The organism is Paenarthrobacter histidinolovorans (genome assembly GCF_014647595.1).
In the GTDB taxonomy this organism is placed as follows: Bacteria; Actinomycetota; Actinomycetes; order Actinomycetales; family Micrococcaceae; genus Arthrobacter; species Arthrobacter histidinolovorans.
The window spans coordinates 209,449-235,049 of the sequence record NZ_BMPM01000003.1 but is presented as its reverse complement, the minus strand read 5'-3'; the positions used below and the strand labels follow the sequence as shown (position 1 = coordinate 235,049).

The 25,601-nt window shown below is 60.3% G+C and carries 21 protein-coding genes and 1 tRNA gene; 5 read left to right on the top strand and 17 right to left on the bottom strand.

Going from position 1 to position 25,601, the window contains the following annotated elements:
• Positions 1 to 367: 367 nt before the first annotated feature.
• Positions 368 to 1,267, bottom strand: coding sequence for a sigma factor (locus IEY62_RS09155; RefSeq protein ID WP_189016400.1), 900 nt, complete (start codon positions 1,265 to 1,267; stop codon positions 368 to 370).
• Positions 1,268 to 1,449: 182 nt separating this feature from the next.
• Here IEY62_RS09155 and IEY62_RS09150 point away from each other — a divergent pair, with 182 nt between their 5' ends.
• Positions 1,450 to 1,773 carry an ArsR/SmtB family transcription factor gene (locus IEY62_RS09150; RefSeq protein ID WP_091466822.1) on the top strand — a complete coding sequence of 108 codons (324 nt, stop codon included), beginning with the start codon at positions 1,450 to 1,452 and terminating at the stop codon, positions 1,771 to 1,773.
• Here IEY62_RS09150 and IEY62_RS09145 read toward each other — a convergent pair.
• Positions 1,727 to 2,284 (bottom strand): hypothetical protein, encoded by a 558-nt coding sequence (locus tag IEY62_RS09145; RefSeq protein WP_189016397.1) that lies wholly within the window; start codon positions 2,282 to 2,284, stop codon positions 1,727 to 1,729. The two genes, IEY62_RS09150 and IEY62_RS09145, sit on opposite strands and share 47 nt — an antisense overlap.
• A gap of 133 nt (positions 2,285 to 2,417) precedes the next feature.
• Here IEY62_RS09145 and IEY62_RS21905 point away from each other — a divergent pair, with 133 nt between their 5' ends.
• Entirely contained in the window at positions 2,418 to 2,702 is a 285-nt protein-coding gene (locus tag IEY62_RS21905) for a winged helix-turn-helix domain-containing protein (RefSeq protein WP_189016394.1), read from the top strand.
• Here the strand turns inward: IEY62_RS21905 and IEY62_RS09135 are convergent.
• From IEY62_RS09135 to IEY62_RS09120, 4 genes are all read right to left on the bottom strand, one after another.
• Positions 2,671 to 3,567 carry an alpha/beta hydrolase gene (locus IEY62_RS09135; RefSeq protein ID WP_189016391.1) on the bottom strand — a complete coding sequence of 299 codons (897 nt, stop codon included), beginning with the start codon at positions 3,565 to 3,567 and terminating at the stop codon, positions 2,671 to 2,673. The two genes, IEY62_RS21905 and IEY62_RS09135, sit on opposite strands and share 32 nt — an antisense overlap.
• A 298-nt stretch (positions 3,568 to 3,865) precedes the next feature.
• The gene (locus IEY62_RS09130) at positions 3,866 to 4,324 is read right to left on the bottom strand and encodes a hypothetical protein (protein ID WP_189016388.1); all 459 of its coding nucleotides are present in this window, start codon (positions 4,322 to 4,324) and stop codon (positions 3,866 to 3,868) included.
• The gene (locus IEY62_RS09125; RefSeq protein WP_189016385.1) at positions 4,314 to 5,336 is read right to left on the bottom strand and encodes a hypothetical protein; all 1,023 of its coding nucleotides are present in this window, start codon (positions 5,334 to 5,336) and stop codon (positions 4,314 to 4,316) included. The genes IEY62_RS09130 and IEY62_RS09125 overlap by 11 nt, the downstream gene beginning before the upstream one ends.
• Complete coding sequence (locus IEY62_RS09120; RefSeq protein WP_189016382.1) at positions 5,333 to 5,824, bottom strand: hypothetical protein; 492 nt, start codon at positions 5,822 to 5,824, stop codon at positions 5,333 to 5,335. Before IEY62_RS09120 ends, IEY62_RS09125 begins: the two co-directional genes overlap by 4 nt.
• Before the next feature lie 366 nt (positions 5,825 to 6,190).
• Between IEY62_RS09120 and IEY62_RS09115 the strand changes: the two genes are divergently transcribed.
• Both IEY62_RS09115 and IEY62_RS09110 read left to right on the top strand, forming a co-directional pair.
• Complete coding sequence (locus tag IEY62_RS09115; protein ID WP_189016379.1) at positions 6,191 to 7,135, top strand: hypothetical protein; 945 nt, start codon at positions 6,191 to 6,193, stop codon at positions 7,133 to 7,135.
• A 134-nt stretch (positions 7,136 to 7,269) separates the two neighbouring features.
• Complete coding sequence (locus IEY62_RS09110) at positions 7,270 to 8,109, top strand: hypothetical protein (RefSeq protein WP_189016376.1); 840 nt, start codon at positions 7,270 to 7,272, stop codon at positions 8,107 to 8,109.
• 40 nt (positions 8,110 to 8,149) lie between these two features.
• On the opposite strand, the gene IEY62_RS09105 is transcribed toward IEY62_RS09110, so the two are convergent.
• From IEY62_RS09105 to IEY62_RS09085, 5 genes are all read right to left on the bottom strand, one after another.
• Entirely contained in the window at positions 8,150 to 9,112 is a 963-nt protein-coding gene (locus IEY62_RS09105; RefSeq protein WP_189016372.1) for a hypothetical protein, read from the bottom strand.
• A 677-nt stretch (positions 9,113 to 9,789) separates the two neighbouring features.
• On the bottom strand, positions 9,790 to 10,938 hold the full coding sequence (locus IEY62_RS09100; RefSeq protein ID WP_189016369.1) for an AlbA family DNA-binding domain-containing protein: 1,149 nt from the start codon (positions 10,936 to 10,938) through the stop codon (positions 9,790 to 9,792).
• A gap of 160 nt (positions 10,939 to 11,098) precedes the next feature.
• A complete protein-coding gene (locus IEY62_RS21665) occupies positions 11,099 to 11,284 on the bottom strand; it encodes a recombinase family protein (RefSeq protein WP_229785155.1) in 186 nt (61 codons plus the stop codon).
• An 801-nt stretch (positions 11,285 to 12,085) separates the two neighbouring features.
• On the bottom strand, positions 12,086 to 13,216 hold the full coding sequence (locus IEY62_RS09090) for a tyrosine-type recombinase/integrase (RefSeq protein WP_189016366.1): 1,131 nt from the start codon (positions 13,214 to 13,216) through the stop codon (positions 12,086 to 12,088).
• An 87-nt stretch (positions 13,217 to 13,303) separates the two neighbouring features.
• A tRNA-Leu gene (locus tag IEY62_RS09085) sits at positions 13,304 to 13,385 on the bottom strand.
• Positions 13,386 to 13,572: 187 nt separating this feature from the next.
• Between IEY62_RS09085 and IEY62_RS09080 the strand changes: the two genes are divergently transcribed.
• Positions 13,573 to 14,178: an ANTAR domain-containing response regulator gene (locus IEY62_RS09080; RefSeq protein WP_011774540.1), complete on the top strand. Its 606-nt coding sequence runs from the start codon at positions 13,573 to 13,575 to the stop codon at positions 14,176 to 14,178.
• A 155-nt stretch (positions 14,179 to 14,333) separates the two neighbouring features.
• Here IEY62_RS09080 and pyk read toward each other — a convergent pair whose 3' ends face one another.
• From pyk to trpB, 6 genes are all read right to left on the bottom strand, one after another.
• Complete coding sequence (gene pyk, locus IEY62_RS09075) at positions 14,334 to 15,827, bottom strand: pyruvate kinase (RefSeq protein ID WP_189016363.1); 1,494 nt, start codon at positions 15,825 to 15,827, stop codon at positions 14,334 to 14,336.
• 55 nt (positions 15,828 to 15,882) lie between these two features.
• The gene (locus IEY62_RS09070) at positions 15,883 to 17,340 is read right to left on the bottom strand and encodes a glutamate synthase subunit beta (protein WP_189016360.1); all 1,458 of its coding nucleotides are present in this window, start codon (positions 17,338 to 17,340) and stop codon (positions 15,883 to 15,885) included.
• Complete coding sequence (gene gltB / locus IEY62_RS09065; protein WP_189016357.1) at positions 17,333 to 21,946, bottom strand: glutamate synthase large subunit; 4,614 nt, start codon at positions 21,944 to 21,946, stop codon at positions 17,333 to 17,335. The genes IEY62_RS09070 and gltB overlap by 8 nt, the downstream gene beginning before the upstream one ends.
• Before the next feature lie 259 nt (positions 21,947 to 22,205).
• A complete protein-coding gene (gene lgt / locus IEY62_RS09060; protein ID WP_189016354.1) occupies positions 22,206 to 23,360 on the bottom strand; it encodes a prolipoprotein diacylglyceryl transferase in 1,155 nt (384 codons plus the stop codon).
• Between the two features lie 20 nt (positions 23,361 to 23,380).
• Positions 23,381 to 24,193 carry a tryptophan synthase subunit alpha gene (gene trpA, locus IEY62_RS09055; protein WP_189016352.1) on the bottom strand — a complete coding sequence of 271 codons (813 nt, stop codon included), beginning with the start codon at positions 24,191 to 24,193 and terminating at the stop codon, positions 23,381 to 23,383.
• Entirely contained in the window at positions 24,193 to 25,569 is a 1,377-nt protein-coding gene (gene trpB, locus IEY62_RS09050; RefSeq protein ID WP_189017241.1) for a tryptophan synthase subunit beta, read from the bottom strand. Before trpB ends, trpA begins: the two co-directional genes overlap by 1 nt.
• Between the last annotated feature and the right edge of the window lie 32 nt (positions 25,570 to 25,601).

Below are 25,601 nucleotides of genomic sequence, written 5' to 3'. Positions count from 1 at the left end.
AACTTCTACTGTCCCAGCTATAGATTGCCACGGCGGCCGCAGACGCAAGCACCCTGTAGTCGGCCGTCTTAGGCGGACCGGACGCTGGTGCCGTAGCAATCGATGCTGATTTTGTTGGTTTTGGTGTAGGCGTCGGGGAAATACTCGGCAGCGCCCGCGACGTCGAAGATTTAGCCGATGGGACACCCGTCCCTTTCGTAGATGGGGACTCCCGCGGTGCGGCCAGAACGAGAATGAGGGCGCTTAGGATGGCTGACAGCGCTAGGCCAAAGACCCATCGACGACTTGTTCGCCTGTGCCAAAGGAATTCCACCATCGTTTGCCTCCTAGCCTGCTCATGCCTCAGCTCGCCAATGAGCAACATGACTCAAAAAGCCGAGGTCATGGAACTATGAATGACTCTCCATGCCGTTTGATACAGGCGACGGGCCGTGCCGATTTGAACTGCCACATATCGATCAGTGACTTTGAACTCCTCAGCAACTGCGGCGATGGCAACCTGCCGTTCGACGCCGTGATGTTCGGGCAAAACGATTGCTTCGGCCACTCCCCGCAGCAGCGGACTCGGCAGACAACCAACGGCGTGCCGGCATAGACCGGGCATGTCGTGCACAGCTTCAGGATCTACATCCAATGCTTGGCCTATTGTCTTTGCAGTCTGCCGAACCGCCGTGACCGCATTCCAGCGGCGACGGTCTTGCGGCGACGGAGGGGCGTATCGTCGCGGCTCGGTAAGGCTGCCCACCGCGAGGCGCCATACCGGAGCCGACACAGCGGCCCGAGTCAGCCCAAGAACCATATGGGCCCATTCTTGGTCGATGATCTCCTCGGCATCGCGGTAATCACGTGAGATGACCAGAACCGTTAGCTGCTGAACAAGCCCCGGACTCTCACCGTTGCCCGGATCCAAAAGCAGCGGTAGCGTCTTGTGGCCGAGTTCCCTGCGGACGTGCGCTGCGCAGACATTCCCGGTGACGCCTTGCACCCACGCCCCGAATGAGACTCCTGGTATCTGCCGGTAGTGTCCGCGTGCCACCCCGTCCCAGACAGCCATCCTGATGTCTTGCATGACATCGTCCACATCGCACGAGCGGCCGATCCGACCTAAGTGCGAGACGACGTAGCGACGCACGCCTTCTACCGCTGCCATCATCTGGTCGACGGGAACTGTCAGGGTTGGCGCCACGGGATTCAGCAGCGAAATATCTACCGGGGACGGGGTTGAGTTTACGATTTCAGCGTTGCCCGCCAGGTGTTCCAGGCTCATGGCTCTCACCGCTTCGACTAACGGATTCGAATATCTCCAGTGCCACCAGATGTGGCGGCCTAACGTGGCAGTGGCGACACTGACCACAACACAAGCTTCTAAAGAATATTGTCGAAGATAATTAAAGTATCGTCAAGATCCCAGTTCTTACTTTTTGCATGTTGTTCAGTAAGAATGGAGCCATGCCACGGATCACGCAGCCTCACGACGACGCTTGGTCGCCTGACGTTGAAGACGCCGTGGCAACCTTCGGGAACCGCTCACGGAATGAGATTCTGAGGTTCCTGACGGCAAATGGTCCTGCGTCCAGGGGCGACATCGTCGCAGCGGTCAGCGCCGGCGAACCCAGCGTCGCCAAACACCTCATAGCCCTTGAACAGGTCGGCGCCATTGAGGTCGATGTGGAGGCCGGACGGCGCCACGGCCGGTCTCCTCGCTACTCAGCAAATCCTGCCCGCATCAAGGAGTTGCTGGACGCCCACCTTCGGTATGTCTTGGAGGAGTAGCTGCGGCCCGCTCCCCGTTCGGGTGCAAGTCGATGTCTTTATTCAGATACTCGGAGATGGCGCGTAGCGTTTCCGGCGAGACGTCCCCGAGCGCCCTAACGGCGAATGACTTCACCCGGGCTGCCCTCAGAGACTTCACAAACTCCAACTGCGAATCGATGCGTTCTGGAACGTCGCCTTCGACGCCGTTCAGCAAATAGGAGGGATCGACGTCGAACATCTCGCAGATTGCGCCAAGCAGCTGCGGATCACTGACGAGGCGACCTGTCCCGTCCTTCATGTAAAACCATCTGGCCCTGGAGATTTTGACTCCTCGAGCTCGGAGTCCGGCCTCAATCTCCCTGAAAGTGACGGGCGAACCCCTCTCGGCCACAACGACGTCAAGCAGCAGGTTTAGCCGACGGGCGAGGGTCGCCTGTGGTGACAACTCGCCGTTGCGGCCAGCATCTTTTGCCGGCATGCTCCACCTTTCGACTGCCTCGTTCGAAGAGAAATGCTGCTGCGTTGCCATCAGTATTCCGCGCGCGTCGCAGCTAAACAATCAACTACACATTCATTCTGTTCCGCGGCCTGCATGAGGCGTATCCTGTTGCTGTAGACCCGTCTACAGCAAGCATCCCTTACAAACCTGAGCCGTGGTTTGAATGTCCACATCCATCTTGATGAACCGAACACGGAGCCAGATCCTTCGCTTCCTCATCAGAAGTGGGCCATCGACCCCTGGCGTCTTGGCATCACAGCTTCAAGCTTCTCGAAGGACGGTTCGGCGTCATCTCCTCATCCTTGAATCGGCCGGTTACATTCAGGCTTTGGCCGACGAGCGTTACTCCGCTCACGCCTCATTCGTCGAGTGTCAGCTCATTGACCTAGCGGCCCAGTACTCAGCGCAAATGCCTCCTACAACTGCGCTCCCGCTTGTTCAGGACTAGAGCCAGCCAGCGGGAGCCCGTGGAACCACTCCTCGACCGAGCGCTCCCACTTTTCGGAGTCGACATTCCATTCCAGAGAGTGGCCCACAGATTCAAACTCCACCATTTCGACTAGGTCCGGTCTCAGACTGGCAGCTTTCCTGGATGCTTCGAAGGGCGTTGTGTCGTCCTTCTCTCCATGGAGTACGAGGATCGGTTTGTTCAATTCAGTTGCTCGCGCCAGCCAATCCAGGGAATCGAGACATATGGGTTCAGCAAGGCCAGTCACCCACCGGAGGGCCTTGGATCGAAGAATAGTGAAGCCCAGGTGCACGAGTGGCCGAGGAAGTCCGGCCGCCTTGGCGTTCGCTGCCAGGGTCGTTCGCCAGTCGAAAACTGGCGCGTCGAGAACCATCCCAGCTACTCGCGAGGAATTCGGCGACAGGGCCGCTGTTTGAAGGGCGATGGAAGCGCCCAGTGACCACCCAAAAAGGACAATGCGTTCAGCGCCCTTGGAAATGGCGTAGTTGATGCCGGCATCAACGTCGCGCCACTCAGTCTGGCCGAGACTGTAACGGCGATCGTACGACGGCGGTGCGTCGCCATCATTGCGGAACGAGACAACCAGCGACGTCAGTCCCAGACGCCTTGCGACCGGTATGCCGCGAAGAGTGCCTGCCCTTTTGCCGCCCATGCCATGGATGTGGATGGCCCATCCGCCGGATGCACTGACGCCAGCGGACGGATCAAATCTCCACGCTGGGGCAACACCGTTGGCGACTGGAATCTCAACGTCTTGGTACCGCAAACCAAGCTGCTCCGGTTTCGAGTAGACGTACCCACTCCAGATACCTGCCTTGGCTTGTTCGAGGTCCCCCGAGTCCACTCGCTCAACTACCCGGGTTACAGCCCTTCGCTCGGGGTGGGACTCAACGACCGGGCCGAGGCATGCGTGACCTTCCCCCTGCTGAAACCAAAGGCTGTATCGTCCTGGCGCTCTCGTTTGTTCCGTAGCGGGAAGTTCGATTTTCAGATATCGATCTCCAGTGGTGTGCACGGCCCGGACGTCCAAATCCTCACGACGACTGTATTTCGGCACCACAACCTGACGCGCGAAGTACGCTGCAACGGCGACGCCTGCGAGCAAAGCCGCCGATGCAGCGAAGAATCCAGCTTCTAAAGCCCTACGACTGGTGGCCGTCAGCATCGTCCACCTCTTGGGCCCTCATCCGTTCATCTATCACTTGGCGAAGCCTCACCAAGGTTTCCGGAGAGATCCCCTGCAACTGACGAGCAGCGAAGTTCCGCACACGTGACTCACGGAGGGTACGAAGAAGTTCCAGCTGAGCGTCTACAAGCTTTGGTATCTCCCCGGCATCGTCCAAGAGGTAATCACGGTCCACGCCAAAGAACTCTGCTAGGTTACGAAGCAGCATGGGATCGGTCGCCATTGAGCTATCCCCGCTGCGCATGTAGGCCCAGCGGGAGCGGGAAAGTGGCGTTCCACGTTGAGTCATATGCCGATTGATCTCGGGGTAGGTCATTGTTTCCGATCCCTCAGCCTCATAGAGGTCAAGAAGGAGGTTGAGCTTTCGTGCCAATCTGATCTGCGGGGTTTCGGAGGAACCGGTATCATCCGTCATATCGCCCGTTCCCGTTCCGCCTGCGAACTGGACCTTGGCGCACCAAAGGTCCCACCAGATAGTTCTCAGCAACGTTCAAGACCTTGAGGTCGTGGATGTCCAAGAAGCTGCCTAAACTGGGCTCGACTAAGAGTGCGTCCTGTACTTCAACAAGCATCCTGTGGAGCCTTTGGGCCCGGTCCTGTTGCGTGATCATCTCGGTGCCTCGCACGAGCCGAACGTCTTGCCGTTTCTTGGTCGTCTTTTCCCAGATTCTCGTGAGATCGCTAACGAGCTCCTCTTCGGTCGCGGATTGCTTACGGCGGAGAACTCGACGCGCCACAGGCGGGATGGCTAGACCTACGCACAAGAAGACCATGGCAGCAACGAATGCCGCATCATAGATAGGCGAGACAGAACGCATAGCATTCAAGCGGCCCTGCAGGTGCAGAACGTCCATCACCAGCACCAGGATTACAAGGAAAACAGCAAAGGCACAGCCAACCCCGATGAGAGTGAACGACGCGCGGAAGTACGGCCTCAACATGTCGCCGCGGAACCGGAAACATGTAATGCCGGTAACGGTTACCACGAAGCCGATGTACAGGAACTGAACGGATGAATAGAGGGCGGCAGGCCACTGATCGCCGTAATCCAACATGAAACGCGTGGAACTGCCCTGAGTGACGATGGCACTGAAGCTGCATGCAAGGCCCACGATCACCGCGGCCAAGAGGAGTATGCCAGCCGCGGGTCGTTTCTCGACCGTCTCGTCTGGCGTCGCCGCCCGAATGATCGCTCTCGCGAGAAAGTAGATCCCAACGACCATACAGACATTGGCCAATAGGTCAACGAAGTTGCGACCACCAAGTACAGAGTCCAAGCCCATATAGATCTGATCGGTGTTCAGCGTCAGGGCGACTGAAATTGTGATGGCTGCCGTCAGCACGCTGTGGTCACGGCGTTGCCACATTCCAGGCAGGAGGCAAATGACGAGCAGCCAGATCAAAGCTGCGGCCACAATCTGGCTCATTCGAAAACCCTCTCGAACGATCTCGGCTCGCTCGCACTATTCCTGATGGCCGCAGCAAAGAGATCCGCGAGCGATTCCGCGGCTGCTTCCAAGTCATCAGTGAAGCTGCTCCGGGCAAGGACGCGTGAGACGAGTCCCACAGGAAGATTCGGAAACAGCACTTCTATGTAGTCTGCCGGGATAACGAGCTCGTCGTGCCGCAAGACCATGTGTCCCAGCTCGTGAAGGACGAACTGCTGCCGGTGGAGCCCAGAAGGACTAGTGGCATGCAAGATGATCTCAACGTCGTCCGTGGACAGCCACAAGCCGCAAATCGAACCACCGTTCAGAGCTCCGGCAGCTTCGATCTGTATAGGCCGATGCCGAACGCCTTCGACTACCTGAACCAGGCGTTCCAGATTAAGGTGAGTAGGGAGTTCCAGGCCGTGGAAGGCTCTCGCGGCACGCTCCGCCGGCGATTGTCCTGCGGGATATGCATTGTCGTTCATGGGCATCCCCGATGATGCGTTCTCCCGGTTCGTTAGTGCTTCGACGCGAATGGAGCTACCAGAGCACGCGAACCCTCAGATCAATTGAACTCCCACCCTCTGGACATGTCCAGAGGGTGGGCCCTCAGAGCCGTGCGTCCCGTGAAGAGCAGAGCGCATCCATCAACTACAACGGCAGTCTCGAGTTCAATCGCTTCGTCGATGCTCCTGTTACCACCAGGAGCGCTACTAGAAGCGGGCTGCATAGTCAGTGAGAAGAACAGCGCGAGTTCTCATCGGCGACTCGATCCCGAGCGCACTGCTTAGCTACGTCCGCTGGGCGGTACCGTTGAAGTCCGTATTCAGAGTGAACTGATAGGGCACAACATGAACACTGGCGACCAGGAGGGTTCAAATGAGCCTACAGGCTCTGAAGATGAGCCTGAACGGGGCCCTACTTCCGCAGGTAACGGCGACCAATGGAATCAGGCGACGTCAACGCCGCCAATGTTCAAGATGCCGAACCCATTCGCTGGCGTGAAAGTGGAAGACAACAGCAGCGTCTTGGGCCCAGTCCCGGATCAAACGACGTTAGCCGGCCCTACGCGTCTGATCGACATGGCGAAGGCTAATTTCAGCTTTGTGGACGAATTCCTTGAGACGCAGAAAGAAATATTTCCTCCAAATTGGCCACTGCACGTGGATCTGGACTTGGCCGCGTCCATCCTCAACGCAGAAGGCCTCCCACTTGCGTGGGTCCCGCGGAAAAAGATAGTCACCTCGTTGCTGCACGCCGCCGACCGAGAAGCCCGGCTTCAGATTCTCATCGAAAATCGCGACGAAGTTTTGGACGATTGCTGCGAAGCTCTGGATCACATCACACACCCTTACCTTCAACGCCAGCTGCCGCTGGGAAGAAGGGTTCTAGCCGCACTAAAATCTGGCTTTGATGAGCCAGCCCAAGCCCTCGCTGTGGTAGTGACTGACGCGGCGGTAAGTGCAGTCATCGGCGGGTACAGGGAGCTAGACGGCGGGTACAAGGCATACGAGAAGATCGTGCATTTGGATTTCGACCAGATCCAAGTCCCTTACGAGCTCGTACGGGCAAAAGCAGCGCTGGCTCCCCTGGGTACCTTTTACGCTACTTGGCTTCCTGATCAGGGTGGATCAAAACCAATTGAACTCTCCCGGCACGTCTCCGTACACGCGGCAGGTACCGACCACTTCACACCTGCCAATGCACTGGTGGCCGCAACGCTGATGGCATCCGTACTACGCGCCCTACAAGACCTGGCAGAGGACTCCGGCGAACAAAACAAGACAGCTCGGTAAAGACATGGACGCACGAGTAGTCGGTACTTATTTTTCGGACCGACGAAACCCCGACTACTCGTCAGGGCGTTGTAGTTCGAAAGCGGGGATCCACCGCGATAGGTTTAGGGACGGTACTAAAGAACGGGGCGTGCGTGTCGACCAAAGACTTGGTGGATATTGGACAATTTATTCTAAATTGCTTCTTGGCGTTCTTCACTATGAGGTTGTTTTTTCAAGGGCAGCGAGACCGCCGCAGGGTCGAAGAAGATCGGCGTCGTGAACAGGCCGCCAAGGTCTCAGCGCTGATCAATCAGCCGAAGATCAAGTCAGTGGGTAAGACGGAATCGGATACAACCTGGCAGACCGTAGCGTCGTATCTGGAGATCTATAACGACTCCGATACGGGAATCACAGGAGTAAAGGTCTTTCATCAACTTCCCTCTTCAGCGCAACCAACCTGGGACTGGGAAGACGCACCACAGTACGAGTGGAGGCTACTTGACCTCCTTGATGACCCTGTTCCCACCGTGCTCCCCTATCTCGGTGGTGGTGAAGTCGAGCGAGTGGACTGCGGGGCAAGGCAACTCTCCAGCCACAGTCTAGAGCTGCATTTCACTGATGGTGCGGGACTGTCGTGGGTAAGGACCCTACAGGATGGAAAACTCTGGCCAAATCATCAGCTTCCCGATTGCTGGTGGTCCATTTGGTATCAGCGAATTTCCCTGATTCCTGGAATTGGCAAGGCGGTGAAGTTTCCCATCTGGTACGCCCAATGGCGTCTACAAAAGACGGCTCCAAGAATTCCACTTTCGGCCCGTTTTGCCCGATTCCTGTGGGGGCATGCGCCTGCGCCGGGGGCAGAACCAGAACCTTGGCGCCGACCCATAGGCTTCCCAGCGCGTGACTGGCCTTACGAAAGCATGGTGTGGTGGGCAAAATTCCAACGAGCCAAACCGGACCGGGACTTGGAGCCGGACGAATCCAACTTCTGATCGCCAAATCCGCGGCGGCGCGTGTGAACACCAACCAACTTTATTGACGGAACGGAATCTCGCTGCAAGTGACCTTGACGTCGTGCAAACCGTGGAACTCCAGCAGTTGCTCCAAGCTGGCGGTCGCCTCGACGCTGTAAGGGGTTGGGCCGATACGAATTTCCCGGATCGGCAGTCTGCCTGCCTTAGTGGCGAAACGGTTTTCTTCAGGATCAATATTCTCGCCCTGCAACGAGGTCAGCTTCACATAGGGTACGAGCCCATAGGCGCCCGGACGATGGAAGACAAACTTCCATGCTGGGTTGGGCCAAACGATAATTCGTTCTTCCCGTTCGTCACGGAAGCCCTCATTCTTGATGAGATCCAAGTCCTCATTCATGAAAAAGGGAAAAAGCCAGACCCTGAGCTTGCCTTCCTCAGCAGGCGTCAAACGTTTCTCGACACCATCACGAAGTGTCTCAAATACCTTGGTGATGATCTCCGATTGCCTCTTCAAGTCGTAGACGACGGGTTTCCAGTCACCGCCCTCGATGAATACGCCGTCCGGATCATAGACGCGAAAACGGTTCCCTTCCTCATCATAATCAAACGCATCGTCCTCGTAGCCAGCCGGAGGGTTCGGGTGCTCTTCCCCTTTAAGCCGCGCCAAGGGAACCAAGGACTCGTTTCGGTCGAGCCCGACGGCAAAACTGACTTGATGACGGCCATAGTAACGCCACATGGTGAGACTGTCAGGGTCGGAGGACGCGGATAAAACGAAGGAATCCCTTGATCTTGCCTTCACCTCAGGGATGTATTTCTCCAGCATCTGGGTGGCGTCTTTAGAGAGATCCGGAAGCTGTTCCTCAAAGTGGTTTCGAAGTTGGATGCTACCGCTGAGCAGCTCGTTCATGTCATTCATGAAGGCAGCAGAACCGGCCCAAAGTTCGTTCTTTTCTAGAATGTTCATCAACGCACCACCGTCGGTGTAGTGCCAGACAAGTCCTGCATCTTCAATCGCCATTACCAAATCATAGGGTCCGGTGCGGTGCCAACTGCAAATCTCGGGAGTTGCTCAGCGCGATGCGGCCTGATATCGCTGATGGCAGCCTTTCGTATCAAAGGAGACACCGCAATAGGTGCACGCGATGTAACGTCAGTTCGCCTTTGCGCAAGCCTTCCCACACCCCTCCTTCGAGTCATGGGCATAGAGAGGGTATGGCTAAGAAGAAGAACCTCAAATGCAGGAACGACAAGGATCGACACGAGAGGCCTGTGCAGCCGCTGGGCCGCCTCATTGCGGAAGGGCTCCTGCAAGGCCTTTGGCGTCCATTGGTTACCACCTTGGAATTGCCGCTATTTTCTTGGGTGGCATGTGTAGCTCCCCAGCAAGACTCAGTCCTTGCAGGATGTCCTCAGGCTGACCACGTTGGGACTCGAACAATGGCCGTGGGAGGTGCGAGAAGGAAGGGGACTTGCCACCGGAGACGGCGCGGTCCTGCTCTGGCGGCCAATCGTCGGCGCCGAAATCTCCACTATCTCATTCCCTCTCTCCCCCACTTAGCTACTCGTGATCGGAGAAGAACTCCCAGACGACGTTCCCCATAATCGGGTTCTCGCAAAGAACAGCAAACGGTGGATCGTCGGAGCTCGCGGAACGCTCAATTTCAGCAAGGCTGCGGTCATCGCGGGTCGGCGCTCTCAGGGATGAACTTGGGGGAAATGTCCTCCTCGTAAGAGGGCTCGGCCGGCAACTAGCGTCGAATGTATCTCCTGAGCCGTCGTAGGAACCGAACCTTCGCCCCTGCGCCGAACGATACTGATGAACGCTCCATCGACTTTTCCATCGACTATGGCTCCGGAGACTAAGAAAGGCTTCAGTTCCTCGGGCTGCGGTGGGATGTCTACCAAGACTATTTCTGAACCCGGCCCGGCTGCGACGGCGTCTATTTGTAGGTCTCGGACCAGTGGAAACAACCGGTTTTCCAAGATTCTTTGGTACTTGAGGACAATCCCGGCCGTAGCCGGCATAGGGTTCAGCTGCCGAATATGCTCCCCGGCAGGAGTCTTCTTGGTTGACATACCGATCACGACTATCCCGCCGTCTTCGCTGTTGCAGAACCTGGAGACGGCTTGGGCAAGGGAAATCTCGCCCCTAAGTGTCGAGAAGTCGTAGTGCTGACTTTTTGCCTCAAGCCATTGCCCTTCGGGTTGTCCGATAAGTACATCGGCATGTCCGGCGCGGACTAAATGTCCCGCCGTCTCCCGGGTTAGCTCTCCCCCCGCCAGGGCATCCATAAGATCACACATATCCAGGCCTGCCTGGAACATGGCCGCCAATTTGCGACCCCTGAGCTTGAACCCCAGACAGACGTTCCAGATTCTATGGGCTCCCGAATAATCGTCCCCGTCAATGGCTAGCAGGGTGGCCCGATGCTTGGACAGCAAGGGCTGGAGGGCCTCAGTGAACCGGCCTACGTCGCCGTCTTGTTCTGCTTCTGGGAACTCGTCCACAAACGTGAACGCGACCGTGAGGGCACCCCCATCTAGCTGGAATTCAACGGGCTCAACCGTTATTCCCTCCACGCCCATGTACTGCTCGTCGACGGACGCTACATTTACCCGTTCCGGTCCGCCTTCTTCCTGGGCTTGGCGCAAAGCCCACTGCAGGTCGGTTGCGGTACATAGATCGAGGTCTGAACGATGAACAACGAGCTGGTCCGTGTGCCTGTCGTAGCTTCGAGCTTTCCCGCCGAAGCTCCATTCGCGATATGGGTCATCGTCGAAAGAAACAGTTCTCTGAGCCACTAGCGCTTGCCCCCACTGTCGGTCGTTGAATTCCTTGCCCAAAGCTCCGCACCATGGTCGAGAGGCCAACCTCCAAGGCGGTCGCAATTTCCTGCAGCGTTTTCCCTTGGGAACGAAGGTGAGTCGCTGCTTCTTCCTTGGCCGAAGTCATCGCCCGGGGTGGGCCTACCCAGCCTCCCCCTTGTTCGTGCAGCTTCCAAGCCTACCTTGGTGCGTTCCGAGAGCCTTGATCGTCGTACTCGCCAAGCACGGCAACTATGGACGAAAGATCTGCGGTACTCCTCCCGAGGCTCATGCGATCCGTGGTAACGAGCACGTGGCCGGGTTGCAGGTCCTCATGAAACGCCTGCCACCGCGGTCTGGCTTGCGTGACCCCGGAAGCGTGCACTTGTTCAATTGCACTCGTTCTCGGCGTGGCGCAGAACGGTCGTTATTGAGGGCCGCCGTCTCCAAGGGGTCCAACTTCAGGATCGCTCACGGCTAATTCTTCGTTCACTGCTGGTGCCAGAAGTGAACGGAGCGAATATCGTCGTGCGACACCAACCAATGACAGCGATCATGGTGAGGGGATTGCAGTGAGCGCGATTTACGGTATGCGGATCGACAGGTGGCGAAGATGCTGTCGTTGCGGTCCAACGAGAGCGGAGTCGTCGCAGTAGAAGGTCATGCTACCTCCGACATGGCTCTGGCGGTTCATCTGAGGCACTGACCGGGCAGATGAGTAAGCAAGACGTCAAAAAAGCGTAGATTCCGGCCTGAATAGGCGTTGCATCAGGTCGCGTCCAGCGTCTCTTACACCTTTCCTTGTCAAGGAATCCCGATCTTCGCACTTTCGTCATGTTCCCGCGGGTGCTCACAGCAATGTACAGCCAAGATGAACCAGCGACGGGCGTTGATATGGACTTGGAATTTTTCGAACCTGCCGAAGCTGCAACCCTCATGCGATGCAGCGAAGGATGGCTGAGAGATGGCGCTGCTGCGGGGCGCTTCCCGCACGCCTGCTGGGGCAAGGGGAAGATCGTTTTTACGTCCGAGCACATCGCGGAGATCGCCAGGATTAGCGAGATATTGCCCGGCTCGCACCCGGCACCCAATGTCCGCGCGCGAAGCAACGCCAACACTCGGCTTATCGGGACTAGAGCCAGTAACCGCATAGCTTCCTAGAAGACCGATAACGGGCCCGGCCGCATCACCGCATAAACGCCGAAACTGACCGCTCCGTGGCATCCGCCCCGGCCTGCAAGGCTTCCGGCATGAGGTGCCCATAAACGCCCTCTGTAGTCCTGGTCGACGCGTGCCCCAACCGACGGGAGATCGTGAAGATAGGGACACCGTCCTGAATTAGCCACGAAGCATGCGTGTGCCGTAGATCGTGAATTCGTGGGTTCTTCCTCAGGCCGCGCTCTTGGGCAACCTTGACCGCCGGCATCCAGTAGTGGTGCCAGAACAGCTTGTGCACGATTCTCTCCCCCTTAGGCGTCGTGAACAGCAGATCACTGCTCGGCCGTCCAGCCACCAAAGGAATCAAGAGGTCCACTAGGGCAGGGTTCAGTCCGATGGTCCGCTTGCCGGCACCTGTCTTAGTCGGACCAATATAGAACTGATTCTTCCCGTCACGCTTCCACGCCTTGTTGATCCGAGCTGTCGCCGGCTTCCCCAACAAGTCAATGTCAGCAACCGTCAGAGCCGTCGCTTCACCGAAGCGCGTCCCGGTCATCACAAGGAAGTTGGTGAAGTCGCGGTACCGCTCCCCCATGCCCTCCATAATCAAGCCGAACTCCGCATGGGTAAGGAACATCATCTCGTCCTCGGCCTTTTCGACACTCGGCAGCTGCACGCCGCGGCAGGGATTGCGTGTGATGTACCCCAGCATCTCCGCGGTGTTCATCGACGCAGAGATCAGGCCGTGCACATTTTTGATCGTCTTGGGTGACCGTCCCTTTGCCATCATCGATTTCACCCAGTAGGCGATGAGTCGGTAGTCGAGCTTGTCGACGGGCACGTGCCCGATGACCTTCTTCACATGCAGATCGAGCATCGTTTGATAGGTCTTCACCGTGCCACTGGACGGCCGGATCAGCAGGTCGATGTGTTCCTGAATAGCCTCACCAACAGTTGGTACGCGCTTCGCGTTGGTAAGGATCGCATGCTCGGCGATTTCGAAGTTCTGCCCATTGGCGTCGAGCAGTCGCTTGAGCGTTTCTGCTTCGGATTCTGTGGCCACGGTGAGGCCCTGGGCCTTGCCAGTCTTGGGTTCCCGCCAGCGCACCATGAAGGACTTGGAACCGTCCTTTTTAGTGCGTGTGGAGATGCTGGCCATGCATAAAACGCTACGCCGCTGTACACACTTTTAGGGGTTTTGTACACGGTCAGGGGCCATATAGGCCCCTGACCTGCGACAATACAGTGCCCGAGGTGGGACTCGAACCCACACACCTTTCGATACCGCATTTTGAGTGCGGCGCGTCTGCCAATTCCGCCACTCGGGCCCGGAATACTGGGAGTTCAGCTGCTCTCATTCCTGTGAGCAACGCGATCCTTTCCCAGCACGCGAAACTACTCTACATGCAGATAGGCTGATTCAAAGAACCGGGCACGCTGATGCAACAAAACCAGCCATCAAAGAGTCCACACTAAGATGGACATGAACCCGCCGAACCTTTTCAAGGAGATCCCGTGACCGAACAGACGGAGTCCACGTCCACAGCCCAGCCGGCACGACGCGTTGTCGTAGCCGAGGATGAAACCCTCATCCGCCTGGACATTATCGAGATCCTGAAGGGCGAAGGGTATGACGTCGTAGGCGAGGCGGACAACGGTGAGAAGGCCGTGCAGCTGGCCGAAGAACTCAAGCCCGACCTTGTCCTCATGGATGTGAAGATGCCCGTCATGGATGGCATCTCGGCAGCCGAGAAGATCGTCAAGGCCCGCATTGCTCCCGTAGTGCTGCTGACCGCGTTCAGCCAGAAGGAATTGGTGGAGCGTGCACGCGACGCCGGCGCCATGGCGTATGTCGTGAAGCCCTTCTCCCCCGCGGACCTCATCCCGGCCATTGAAATTGCACTTTCGCGCCACGAGGAAATCAAGGCCCTGGAAAACGAGGTTTCCGACCTCCAGGAGCAGTTCGCCACGCGCAAGCTTGTAGAGCGCGCCAAGAGCCTCCTGACCACCAAGATGGGCCTGACGGAGCCGGAAGCTTTCCGCTGGATCCAGAAGACCTCCATGGACCGCCGCCTCAGCATGCGCGAGGTTGCCGAAACCATCATCAACCAGGTCAACTAACGCCACAAGAATCAAACGCACGACGTCGGCCGCTCACCTCACGCGAGGTGGGCGGCCGACGTCGTCCCTGGCAAAGTCGCCGTACTCACCGGAAACGAAATGGGACAAAAAAGAGGGCCCCGCCAACAGGCGGGACCCTCGTCCAAGCCGAAGAATTACGACTTGGCCTTGGACTTCTTTTCAGGCCACGGGCCAACGGGTTCCTTGCGCGAACCGTCGTCGGTCTTGGAGGTGTCGGCGAGGTCGCCCACCTTGTGGACCTTCAGCGAGTTCGTGGAACCGGCCTGTCCTGGAGGGGAACCGGCTGCGATGACAACCAGGTCGCCTTCCTCCACGAGGTCCATTTCCAGCAGGCTCTTGTCCACCTGTGCGGTCATCTCGTCGGTGTGCCCAACGGACGGAACCAGTACCGGCTGGATACCCCAGGTGAGGGCCAGCTGGTTCCAAACGTGCTCCACCGGCGTGAACGCGAAGACCGGCTTGACCGGACGCAGACGCGAAAGGCGGCGTGCCGAGTCACCGGACTGGGTGAAAGTACAGATGTACTTTGCGTCCAGCTGGTCGGCGATTTCGACGGCGGCACGGGTGATGGCGCCACCGCGGGTCTTGGGCTTGGTGCCCAGCGGGGGTACGCGCTCGAGGCCGTGGACTTCGGTGGACTCGATGATCCGGGCCATGACCTTGACGGTCTCGATCGGGTACTGGCCCACGGAAGTTTCTCCGGAGAGCATGACTGCGTCGGCGCCGTCGAGAACTGCGTTGGCGCAGTCGGAAGCCTCGGCGCGCGTCGGACGCGGGTTGTCGATCATGGATTCCAGGACCTGGGTGGCCACGATGACCGGCTTGGCCCAGCGGCGTGCCAGTTCGATGGCGCGCTTCTGGACGATCGGCACCTCTTCGAGCGGCAGTTCGACGCCGAGGTCGCCACGGGCCACCATGATTGCGTCGAACGCGTCGATGATTTCGTGGAGCTGCTCCACGGCCTGCGGCTTTTCGATCTTGGCGATCACCGGCACGCGGCGGCCTTCTTCGTCCATGATCTCGTGGACGCGCTTGATGTCGGAGGCATCGCGAACGAACGAGAGGGCGATGAGGTCAGCTCCGCGCTTGAGGGCCCAGCGGAGGTCGTCCTCGTCCTTTTCGCTCAACGCGGGGACGTTGACGGCAACGCCGGGAAGGTTGATGCCCTTGTTGTTGGACACCTTGCCGCCGACGGTCACAGTTGCGACCACCTTGACGTCGTCAACTTCGATGGCGCGCAGCGCCACCTTGCCGTCGTCGATCAGCAGTGCGTCGCCGACGTTGACGTCCTCGGTGAGGCTCTTGAGCGTGGTGGAGCAGATGTCCTTGGTGCCGGGAACGTCTTCGGTGGTGATGGTGAAGGTGTCGCCTACAGCCAGCTCGTGGGGGCCGTCAACAAAACGTCCAAGGCGGATTTTGGGGCCCTGGAGGTCGGCCATGATGGCCACGGGCTTGCCCAGCTGGGCGGCAGCCTTGCGGACGTTCTCGTAGGTGTTGTCGTGCACGGAGTAGTCGCCGTGGCTCATGTTCATGCGAGCAACGTCGACGCCGGCCTCCAGCACCGCGAGGGTGTTGTCGAAGCTGGAGATAGCCGGGCCGAAAGTTGCCACAATTTTCGCGCGTCTCATATACCTACCCTAAGTAGTTCATGCTGATTGAGTAAAAGATCAGTTCCTGCCGGCGCTATAAGACCGCTATCGCCCGGTCGGTGGGGGCGACCGGTGCCGGGAGAATGGTGCTTCCCATCAGGAACCTGTCCACTGCGGCCGCGCACGCGCGGCCTTCCGCAATGGCCCACACAATCAGTGACTGGCCACGTCCGGCATCGCCGGCAACAAACACTCCCTCGGTGTTCGTCATGTAGTAGCCGTCGCGGGCAACGTTGCCCCGACCGTCGAATTCTGCGCTGACCTGTTCAGTGATACCTGCCGGCTCAGCGCCGGTAAAGCCGAGGCTCAGGAACACCAAGTCAGCCGGAATAATCCGCTCCGTACCTGCCTTGGGCAGTCGCTTGCCGTCCACGAACTCGGTTTCGGCAACCTTGACGCCGGTGAGCTTGCCGTTTTCGCCAACGAACTCAACGGTGGACGCAAGGTACGTACGCTCGCCGCCTTCTTCGTGGGCACTGGCCATCTCGAACAGGGTGGGGAACGTCGGCCACGGCTGGTGGGCTGCGCGTTCCGACGGCGGCTGCTTGCCGATCGCGAGCGTCGTCACCGAGGCTGCCTGGTGGCGGTGGGCGGTTCCGATGCAGTCAGCACCGGTATCGCCGCCACCGAGGATGACGACATGTTTGCCGCGGGCGTCGATGTGGTTCGCCGGGGTCTCCCCCGCTACCACGCGGTTGGCCGGAACGAGGTAGTCCATGGCGAAGTGCACGCCTTCAAGCTCGCGGCCCGGGATCGGCAGGTCGCGCGGGACGGTGGCCCCGGTGGCGACAACGACGGCGTCGTAACGGCGGCGCAACTGCTCCCACGTGACATCGGTTCCGACGGCGACGCCGGTCCGGAAGCGCGTGCCTTCGGCCTTCATCTGCTCGAGGCGACGGTCGACCTGTTCCTTTTCCATCTTGAAGTCGGGGATGCCGTAGCGGAGCAGGCCACCGATCTTGTCGTCGCGTTCGTAGACGGCAACGGTGTGGCCAACCCGCGTCAACTGCTGCGCGACGGCCAGGCCTGCCGGGCCGGAACCGACGACGGCGACCGTCTTGCCTGTGAGGCGCGTCGGCGGAAGGGGCTGGACCCAGTCGTTGTCGAACGCCTGGTCGATGATGGAGACCTCGACCTGCTTGATGGTCACAGCGGGCTGGTTGATCCCCAGCACGCAGGACGCCTCGCAGGGGGCAGGACACAGCCGGCCGGTGAACTCCGGGAAGTTGTTCGTGGCGTGGAGACGCTCGATCGCTTCTTCGCCCTTGTCCCGCCAGACGAGGTCGTTCCATTCAGGAATGAGGTTGCCCAGCGGGCAGCCCTGGTGGCAGAACGGTACGCCGCAGTCCATGCAGCGCCCGGCCTGGCTCTTCAGGACGCCCTTCTCCTGGGCTTCGTACACTTCTTTCCAGTCCATGATGCGGACGGGAACGGGACGGCGTGGCTGCGTCTCGCGCTGCCGGACTTTCAGAAATCCGCGTGGATCAGCCACCGGTTACCTCCAGGATTCGAGACCATACTTCTTCGCCATCGGGGTCAAGGCCCTCTTCGATGGCGTCGAGACGGGTTTGCAGGACTGCGGCGTAATCACGCGGCAGTACTTTGGTGATGCGGGCGGCGGTGTCGTCGAAGTTCTCGAGCAAACGGCCCGCCAGGACTGATTCGGTTTCCTCGACGTGCTTGGTGAGGAGGCCGTGGACGATGTCACGGTCCTCGGCGTCGAGTTCCCGGAGCTGGAGCTCACCGGTATCGAGGGCGAGCTTGTTGACGCGCTCAGGCTGCAGGTCCAGCACATAGGCGGTACCGCCGGACATGCCCGCGCCGAAGTTTCGGCCGGTACGGCCGATGATCAGCGTCTGGCCACCGGTCATGTACTCGCAACCATGGTCACCAATGCCTTCGACGACGGCGGTGGCACCGGAGTTGCGGACGAGGAAGCGTTCACCCACCTGGCCACGCAGGAACATTTCGCCGCTGGTGGCGCCATAACCAATGACGTTGCCGGCAATGACGTTGCGCTCCGCCTGGAACACGTTGGTGCGGTCCGGCCGGACGATGATGCGTCCACCGGAGAGGCCCTTGCCAACGTAGTCGTTGGAGTCGCCGAACATGCGCAGCGTGATGCCGGCAGGGAGGAACGCGCCGAGCGACTGACCGGCCGTGCCGTTGAGCGTGATGTCGATCGTGTCGGTCGCCAGGACATCGGTGCCGAACGTCTTGGTCACCACATGGCCGAGCATCGTGCCCACGGAACGGTCCGTGTTGATGACATCCAACGTGATCTTGACAGGCATGCGGTCGCTGAGAGCTTCCTGGGCCATGGTGATCAGGCGCTGGTCGAAGTGCTTGTCCAGCTCGTGGTTCTGGGTGGTCATGTTGCGCAACGGCACGTCGTCGTCGAACTCAAGGCCATGCAGGATCGGATCCAGGTCCAGCCCCTCGGCCTTCCAGTGGTCGATGGCCTCGCGGGTGTCCAGGACTTCAGCGTGGCCGATGGCCTCTTCCAGGCTCCGGAAGCCGAGTTCGGCCAGGATTTCGCGGACTTCTTCTGCGAGGAACTCGAAGAAGTTGACCACGAACTCGGGCTTGCCATTGAAGCGGGACCGGAGTTCCGGGTTCTGGGTGGCAACACCCACAGGGCAGGTGTCCAGGTGGCAAACGCGCATCATGATGCAGCCGGAAACAACCAGCGGAGCAGTCGCGAAACCATACTCCTCGCCACCCAGCAGGGCAGCGATGACTACGTCGCGGCCGGTCTTGAGCTGGCCGTCCACCTGAACCACCACGCGGTCGCGGAGCCCGTTGAGCATGAGGGTCTGCTGGGTCTCGGCAAGTCCGAGTTCCCACGGCACGCCCGCGTGCTTAAGCGAGTTCAGCGGCGAGGCGCCGGTACCGCCGTCGTGACCTGAAACAAGCACGACGTCGGCCTTCGCCTTCGTGACGCCGGAGGCCACCGTGCCGATCCCGACTTCCGAGACCAGCTTCACGTGCACCCGGGCCGAAGGATTGGCGCGCTTGGCATCGTAGATGAGCTGCGCGAGGTCTTCGATCGAGTAGATGTCGTGGTGCGGGGGCGGGGAAATCAGCCCGACGCCGGGGGTCGAGTGACGGGTCCGGGCCACCCAGGGGTAGACCTTCTGCGCCATCAACTGGCCACCTTCACCGGGCTTGGCGCCCTGTGCCATCTTGATCTGGATGTCATCGGCGTTGGTGAGGTAGAGACTGGTGACACCGAAACGACCTGAAGCGATCTGCTTGATCGCAGAACGGCGTTCCGGATCCAACAGACGGTCCACGTCCTCCCCGCCTTCACCGGTGTTGGACTTGGCGCCCAAACGGTTCATGGCGATGGCCAGTGTCTCGTGTGCTTCCTTGGAGATGGAGCCGTAGCTCATCGCACCGGTGGAGAAACGCTTCACAATGCTGGAAACGGGTTCCACTTCTTCCAGCGGCACAGCCGGACGGACACCGTCCTTGAACTTGAGGAGCCCACGCAGGGTCATCAGGTTCTCCGACTGGTCATCAACGCCCTTGGTGTAGGACTTGAAGATGTCGTAGCGGCGTTCGCGCGTGGCGTGCTGCAGACGGAAGACTGTCTCCGGGTTGAAGAGGTGCGGCTCGCCGTCGCGGCGCCACTGGTACTCGCCGCCGCCCAGCAATGGCTGGTGCGGGTGCTCGATGCCACCTTCGGGGTACGCCATCTGGTGGCGTGCCGAAACCTCTGCGGCGATGACATCCAAGCCGACGCCACCGAGCTGGGAATGCGTGCCGGAGAAGAATTCATCTACGAGTTCCTGGGACAAGCCCAGTGCTTCGAAGGTCTGGGCGCCCGTGTAGGAAGCCACCGTGGAGATGCCCATCTTGGACATGATCTTCAGGACACCCTTGCCCAGGCCCTTGATGAGGTTGTAGACACCGTCTTCGGCAGTCACACCCGTCACGTCGCCGTTGGAGATCAGCTGTTCCACCGATTCCATGGCCAGGTACGGGTTCACTGCGGACGCACCGTAACCAATGAGCACGGCAACATGGTGTGTCTCGCGGACATCGCCGGCCTCGACCACCAGGGCGGTCTTGGTGCGGTTCGCACTGCGAAGCAGGTGGTGGTGCACTGCACTGACCAGCAGGAGCGACGGAATCGGCGCCCACTGGGCGTTCGAGTCACGGTCGGACAGCACCACGTACTGGACGCCGCGGTTGATCGCACCGGAAACCTGCTCGCAGATCTCCGTCAGGCGGGCACGAAGTGCCGCTTCCCCGCCCTCGGGGCGGTAAAGGCCACGGACCTTCATGGCGATGCGGTCGCCGTCGGGGGTTTCAATGTTCGCGATCTTGGCAAGCTGGTCGTTGTTGATCACGGGGAACGGCAGCGAGATCTGCGGCTGGCGGACCTGCTTGCCGTCCAGGAGGTTGCCGTTGGGGCCAATGGCGCACTTCAGTGAAGTCACCAATTCTTCGCGGATGGCATCCAGCGGCGGGTTGGTGACCTGTGCGAAGGACTGCACGAAGTAGTCGAACAGCAGACGCGGACGCTTGGACAGCACGGCTACCGGCGTATCCGAACCCATGGCGCCCAGGGGCTCAGCACCCGTGCGGGCCATCGGTCCGAGCAGGATCTTCAGTTCTTCAGTGGTGTAGCCGAAGGTCCGCTGGCGGATGTTCACCGATGCCGCCGTGTGAAGAACGTGCTCACGCTCGGGAAGCTCGTTGATGTCGATCAGGTTGTCCTTGAGCCACTCGGCCCAAGGGTTGGCAGCGGCTACCTCGGCCTTGACCTCGGCGTCGTCAATGATGCGTCCGGCTTCGGTGTCCACCAGGAACATCTTGCCGGGGGCCACGCGCCCCTTCTTGACCACGTTGGAGGGCTCCACCTCGATCACGCCCACCTCGGAGGCGAAGATGATCAGGCCGTCCTCGGTGATCCAGTAGCGTCCCGGGCGCAGGCCGTTGCGGTCCAGCGTGGCACCGACGAGACTGCCGTCAGTGAAAGACACAGCAGCAGGACCGTCCCACGGCTCCATGAGCAGGGAGTGGTATTCGTAGAAGGCACGGCGCGCCGGATCCATGGTGGCATGGTTCTCCCAGGCCTCCGGGATCATCATCATGATCGAGTGCGTGATGGGACGCCCCGAGAGCCACAACAGCTCGGCAACTTCATCGAAGGAAGCGGAGTCCGAGGCACCGGGGGTGCAGATCGGGTACAGCTCCTCGGGCACAGAGCCCAGCAGCGGGCTGGCCAGCTGCGACTGGCGGGCACGCATCCAGTTGCGGTTGCCCTTGACCGTGTTGATTTCACCGTTGTGCGCGATGGTGCGGAACGGCTGGGCCAGGGGCCACGACGGGAAGGTGTTGGTGGAGAAGCGTGAGTGGACAATGGCGAGCTTGGTCTTGAAGCGCTTGTCCGAAAGATCCGGGTAGAACGGCTCCAACTGGGCCGTCGTCAGCATGCCCTTGTACACGATGGTGCGCGAAGACAGCGAGGGGAAGTACACGCCGAACTTGTTCTGGGCGCGCTTGCGGATCCGCCAGGCGCGGGAGTCAAGCTCGTTGTGCTCCAGCTGCTCACCGGTGGCAGAGGCGAAGAAAGGCTGCGAGAAATAGGGCATACAGGCCCGTGCCATGGCGCCAACGAGGTCCGCGACCACGGGAACCTCACGCCAACCAAGGACCGTGAGGCCCTCGTCAGCGGCAAGTGCCTCAATGCCGGCTTTCGCTGTTGCAGCTTCGCGGGTTTCAGCCGGAAGGAACGCGGTACCCACCACGTACTGTCCGGGTGCCGGCAGCTCAAATTCGGTGACGGCGCGGAAAAACTCGTCGGGAACCTGCATCAGCAGACCCGCTCCGTCGCCTGTTCCTTCATCGGCGCCCACGGCGCCGCGGTGTTCGAGATTGCGGAGGGCGGTCAGTGCCGCTTCCACGATGTCGTATCCCGGTTCCCCGCGGAGCGTGGCAATGATAGCCAGGCCGCAGGCGTCCTTCTCCTTATCAGGGTTGTAAAGACCCTGGGCCTCCGGGAGCGCAGCAAAACGCTTGAACGGAGACATGGCACCCTGCGGTTCGATGTTTTCGGACCAACCGGGGTTATGAAGATGGGTCATGGGAGACGTCCTTCCTCGAGATCGTGCGTATGGAAGGGACAACGTTGGCCCCACCTTGCCTGCCCTGTGACGGGCACAACAAAGCGCTAGTTATTGGAATTGTAGGCCAGTCGATCCAGCGCAACGAACAGTTACGCAGACCTCTGGCCCCGGCTTGACCAGTGAACATCGGTATGCTGCGATCCGGTTTCCGGGGTGCCACGACGCTGTGGACTGGGCCCTACGAGCGGTGACTCTGTTGCCCCTTTACCTTCGGTGACTACTTGGTGTCGTCAGCCCCAGGCGAGGATCCGGATGTTTTCTTTGCGGCGGTGGCATCAGATGACGGCTCCGTGGCGGACGTGGTGTCCTGGACGGTCTTCACTGATGCATCCCGCGGCCCGTCGACGTTGCCCGGATCACTTTGGTTATCTGGGAGATTATCACGCGAACCACTATCCGAGACAGATGCGTCCACATCATGACTGGTGACGCTCGTCACCGTAGCGGGCTCGTTCCCGGTCTCCTTTTCCGGCTCGCGGCCCGGCAAATAGGGGCTGTCCGGTACCGGTCGGCCGAGCCGCGCGAGCACGAGAAAGACGACCAGGGCGGCAATGAAGACGAAGATGCTGGTCCATACGTTGAGCCGGGTGGTGATTCCGAAGAGGGTGATCTGCTCGGCGTCGTCGATGCGGAGCGCCTCGATCCATACGCGGCCCAGCGTGTAGTACATGGCGTAGAGCCAGAACAGGCGGCCCCAGCGGAAGGCGAATTTCCTGTCCAGCACCAGCAGGAGCGCCACGCCGGCGAGGTTCCACAGCAGCTCATATAGGAACGTCGGGTGGAAGAGTGTCCCGGCGGCCATGTCCGGCGGGAAGTTCGCGTTGGCGGGATCGATCTCCAGGCCCCACGGCAAAGTGGTGGGCGCGCCGAAGAGTTCCTGGTTGAACCAGTTCCCCAAGCGACCGATTGCCTGTGCTAGAAGCAAACCAGGTGCAGCTGCGTCCAGGAAGGCCGTCAGGCGGACACCGGCTCGACGACACCCGATCCACGCGCCCACAACACCCAGGACCACCGCGCCCCAGATGCCCAGTCCGCCGCGCTGGATCTGCGGAATCAGCGAGAGGTCACCAGTTCCGTCGAAGCCGGGGCCAAAGTAGGCATCGGGCGAAGAGAAGACGTGGTACAAGCGACCGCCGATGATGCCGAATGGAATCGCCCATATGGCGATGTCCCACAAACTGCCCTCGGGCGCACCGCGTTGCTTCCACCGGGCAGATGTCAGCCAGAGGCCCACAATGATGCCCGCCAGGATGCACAGGGCGTAGGCGTGGATACGCAACGTCCCCCACGGCAGCGGAATGTCGAAACCGGACCAGGATGGGCTCGGGATACTCAGGGGGACCATTGCCGCTGCGTGGAGGACCGTCTGCATGCGCTTCGCTGTTTCCTTTTCTAGGCTTCGGCAGCTGCGCGGCCCAGGCCGGCGCTGAGGTTCTTGGTGAGTTGCCCGACGGCCTCCACCCCGCCGTCGCGGAGGGCTGCCACCAGTGCGGTGCCCACAATGACGCCGTCGGCATAGGCCGCAATTTCACGGACATGGTCGGGGTTGGAGACACCCAGGCCCACGCACACCCGCTCCGCGCCGGCGGCATGGGCACGGGCCACTACTTCTTCGGCGGCGCTGCTGACCGAAGTACGGGTTCCGGTGACACCCATGATCGAAACGGCGTAGACAAATCCGCGGCTGGCCTTGACCGTCATGTCCAGACGTTCCGGAGTGGACGACGGGGCCACAAGGAACACCCTGTCCAACCCGTACCTGTCCGAGGCCTCGAACCACTCAGCAGCCTCGTCCGGGACGAGATCGGGAGTGATGAGTCCTGCTCCCCCGGCTTCTGCCAGCCGGCGGGAGAACTCGTCCACGCCCATGCGCATGACCGGGTTCCAGTACGTCATCACCAACACGGCGGCATCCGTAGCAGCCGTAATCCCGGCAACGACGTCGAAGACATCAGCCACGCGGAAGCCGTTGGAAATCGCTTCGGTAGTTGCCGCCTGGATGACTGGACCGTCCATGACGGGGTCGGAGTATGGGATTCCGATTTCGATGAGGTCCGCACCGTTCCGGGCCAGCGCAATGCCGGCCTCGATGCTTTCCTTGACCGTGGGGTAGCCGGCGGGCAGGTAGCCCACCAAGGCGGCCCGGCCGTCGGCCCTGGCCTTGTCAATTGCTGCAGCGGACTTGCTGGGGGTTGGTTCGTTCATCAGTTCTGGTCCTCGTTCTCATCCGCGGATGCTCCAGATGCGCGCTCTGAAGGCCCCTTGGGCTTACGGGTGGACAAGGTGGTCCCCTTGACGTGCCCCTCTTCATCCAACATGTTGAACCACGCGGCGGCGGTTTCCACGTCCTTGTCGCCACGTCCGGACAAGTTCACGATGACCGTGACTTCCGAGGGATCGTCCTTGCCTTCTGTGAGGCGGTGGCCAATCTTGATGGCACCGGCCAGGGCATGCGAGGACTCGATGGCGGGGATGATGCCTTCCGTCCGGCAGAGCAGGCTGAAGGCGTCCATCGCTTCAGTGTCGGTAACAGCCTCGTAGGTGACCCGGCCGATGTCGGCGAGGTACGAGTGCTCCGGGCCGACGCTGGGGTAGTCCAGTCCGGCTGAGATGGAGTGCGACTCAATGGTCTGGCCGTCTTCGTCCTGCATGAGGTAGGAACGCGCGCCGTGCAGCACGCCCGGCCGGCCAAGGGAGATGGCTGCAGCGTGGCGGCCGGTTTCCACACCCTCGCCGCCGGCTTCAAAGCCGTAGATCTTCACAGAGGCATCGTCCAGGAACGCGTGGAACAGTCCGATCGCGTTGGAACCGCCACCGATGCATGCACAGATGGCGTCAGGGAGCTTGCCGGTCTGCTCCAGGATCTGGCTGCGTGCCTCTTCACCGATGACCTCGTGGAAGTAGCGGACCATGGCCGGGAACGGGTGCGCCCCGGCAGCGGTACCCAGGAGGTAGTGGGTGTCCTCGACGTTGGAGACCCAGTCACGGAGGGCGTCGTTGATGGCATCCTTGAGCGTCTGCGAGCCGTTGGTGACGGGCACAACCGTGGCACCCAAAAGCTGCATGCGCGCGACGTTCAGTGCCTGGCGGCGGCAGTCTTCGGCCCCCATGTAGACCACGCATTCGAGCCCAAGCAGGGCCGCGGCCGTGGCGCTGGCCACGCCGTGCTGTCCGGCTCCGGTTTCGGCAATGACGCGGGTCTTGCCCATCCGCTTGGCCAGGAGCGCCTGGCCCAGGACGTTGTTGATCTTGTGTGAACCGGTGTGGTTGAGGTCCTCACGCTTAAGGAAGATGCGGGCGCCACCGGCATGCGCCGAGAAACGCTTGGCCTCTGTCAGCAACGACGGCCTGCCAGAGTAGTTCTTGTTGAGGTCCTTCAGCTCGGCGATGAAATCGGGATCGGCCTTGGCTTTTTCGAAGGTGTCCTGGACCTCGTCCAAGGCGGCGATGAGAGACTCGGGCATCCAGCGTCCGCCGTAGCTTCCGAAGTAGGGTCCCGATGCGTTGCGCAGCGAAGGGCCACCTTGCAGGAATGCATCTGCCGCATTCTCTTCTGAGCCGGCTGTTGGCGCGTCGACCATCAGTCTCACCGTCCTGTTCCAGTTAGTTCTTT

Bases quoted from the DNA above. Each gene is read 5' to 3' on its own strand.
- IEY62_RS09155 (WP_189016400.1), bottom strand. From the start codon at position 1,267: ATGAGCCTGGAACACCTGGCGGGCAACGCTGAAATCGTAAACTCAACC.
- IEY62_RS09150 (WP_091466822.1), top strand. From the start codon at position 1,450: ATGCCACGGATCACGCAGCCTCACGACGACGCTTGGTCGCCTGACGTT.
- IEY62_RS09145 (WP_189016397.1), bottom strand. From the start codon at position 2,284: ATGGCAACGCAGCAGCATTTCTCTTCGAACGAGGCAGTCGAAAGGTGG.
- IEY62_RS21905 (WP_189016394.1), top strand. From the start codon at position 2,418: ATGTCCACATCCATCTTGATGAACCGAACACGGAGCCAGATCCTTCGC.
- IEY62_RS09130 (WP_189016388.1), bottom strand. From the start codon at position 4,324: ATGACGGATGATACCGGTTCCTCCGAAACCCCGCAGATCAGATTGGCA.
- IEY62_RS09125 (WP_189016385.1), bottom strand. From the start codon at position 5,336: ATGAGCCAGATTGTGGCCGCAGCTTTGATCTGGCTGCTCGTCATTTGC.
- IEY62_RS09120 (WP_189016382.1), bottom strand. From the start codon at position 5,824: ATGAACGACAATGCATATCCCGCAGGACAATCGCCGGCGGAGCGTGCC.
- IEY62_RS09115 (WP_189016379.1), top strand. From the start codon at position 6,191: ATGAACACTGGCGACCAGGAGGGTTCAAATGAGCCTACAGGCTCTGAA.
- IEY62_RS09105 (WP_189016372.1), bottom strand. From the start codon at position 9,112: ATGGCGATTGAAGATGCAGGACTTGTCTGGCACTACACCGACGGTGGT.
- IEY62_RS09090 (WP_189016366.1), bottom strand. From the start codon at position 13,216: ATGGCCAGCATCTCCACACGCACTAAAAAGGACGGTTCCAAGTCCTTC.
- pyk (WP_189016363.1), bottom strand. From the start codon at position 15,827: ATGAGACGCGCGAAAATTGTGGCAACTTTCGGCCCGGCTATCTCCAGC.
- gltB (WP_189016357.1), bottom strand. From the start codon at position 21,946: ATGACCCATCTTCATAACCCCGGTTGGTCCGAAAACATCGAACCGCAG.
- lgt (WP_189016354.1), bottom strand. From the start codon at position 23,360: ATGCAGACGGTCCTCCACGCAGCGGCAATGGTCCCCCTGAGTATCCCG.
- trpA (WP_189016352.1), bottom strand. From the start codon at position 24,193: ATGAACGAACCAACCCCCAGCAAGTCCGCTGCAGCAATTGACAAGGCC.
- trpB (WP_189017241.1), bottom strand. From the start codon at position 25,569: ATGGTCGACGCGCCAACAGCCGGCTCAGAAGAGAATGCGGCAGATGCA.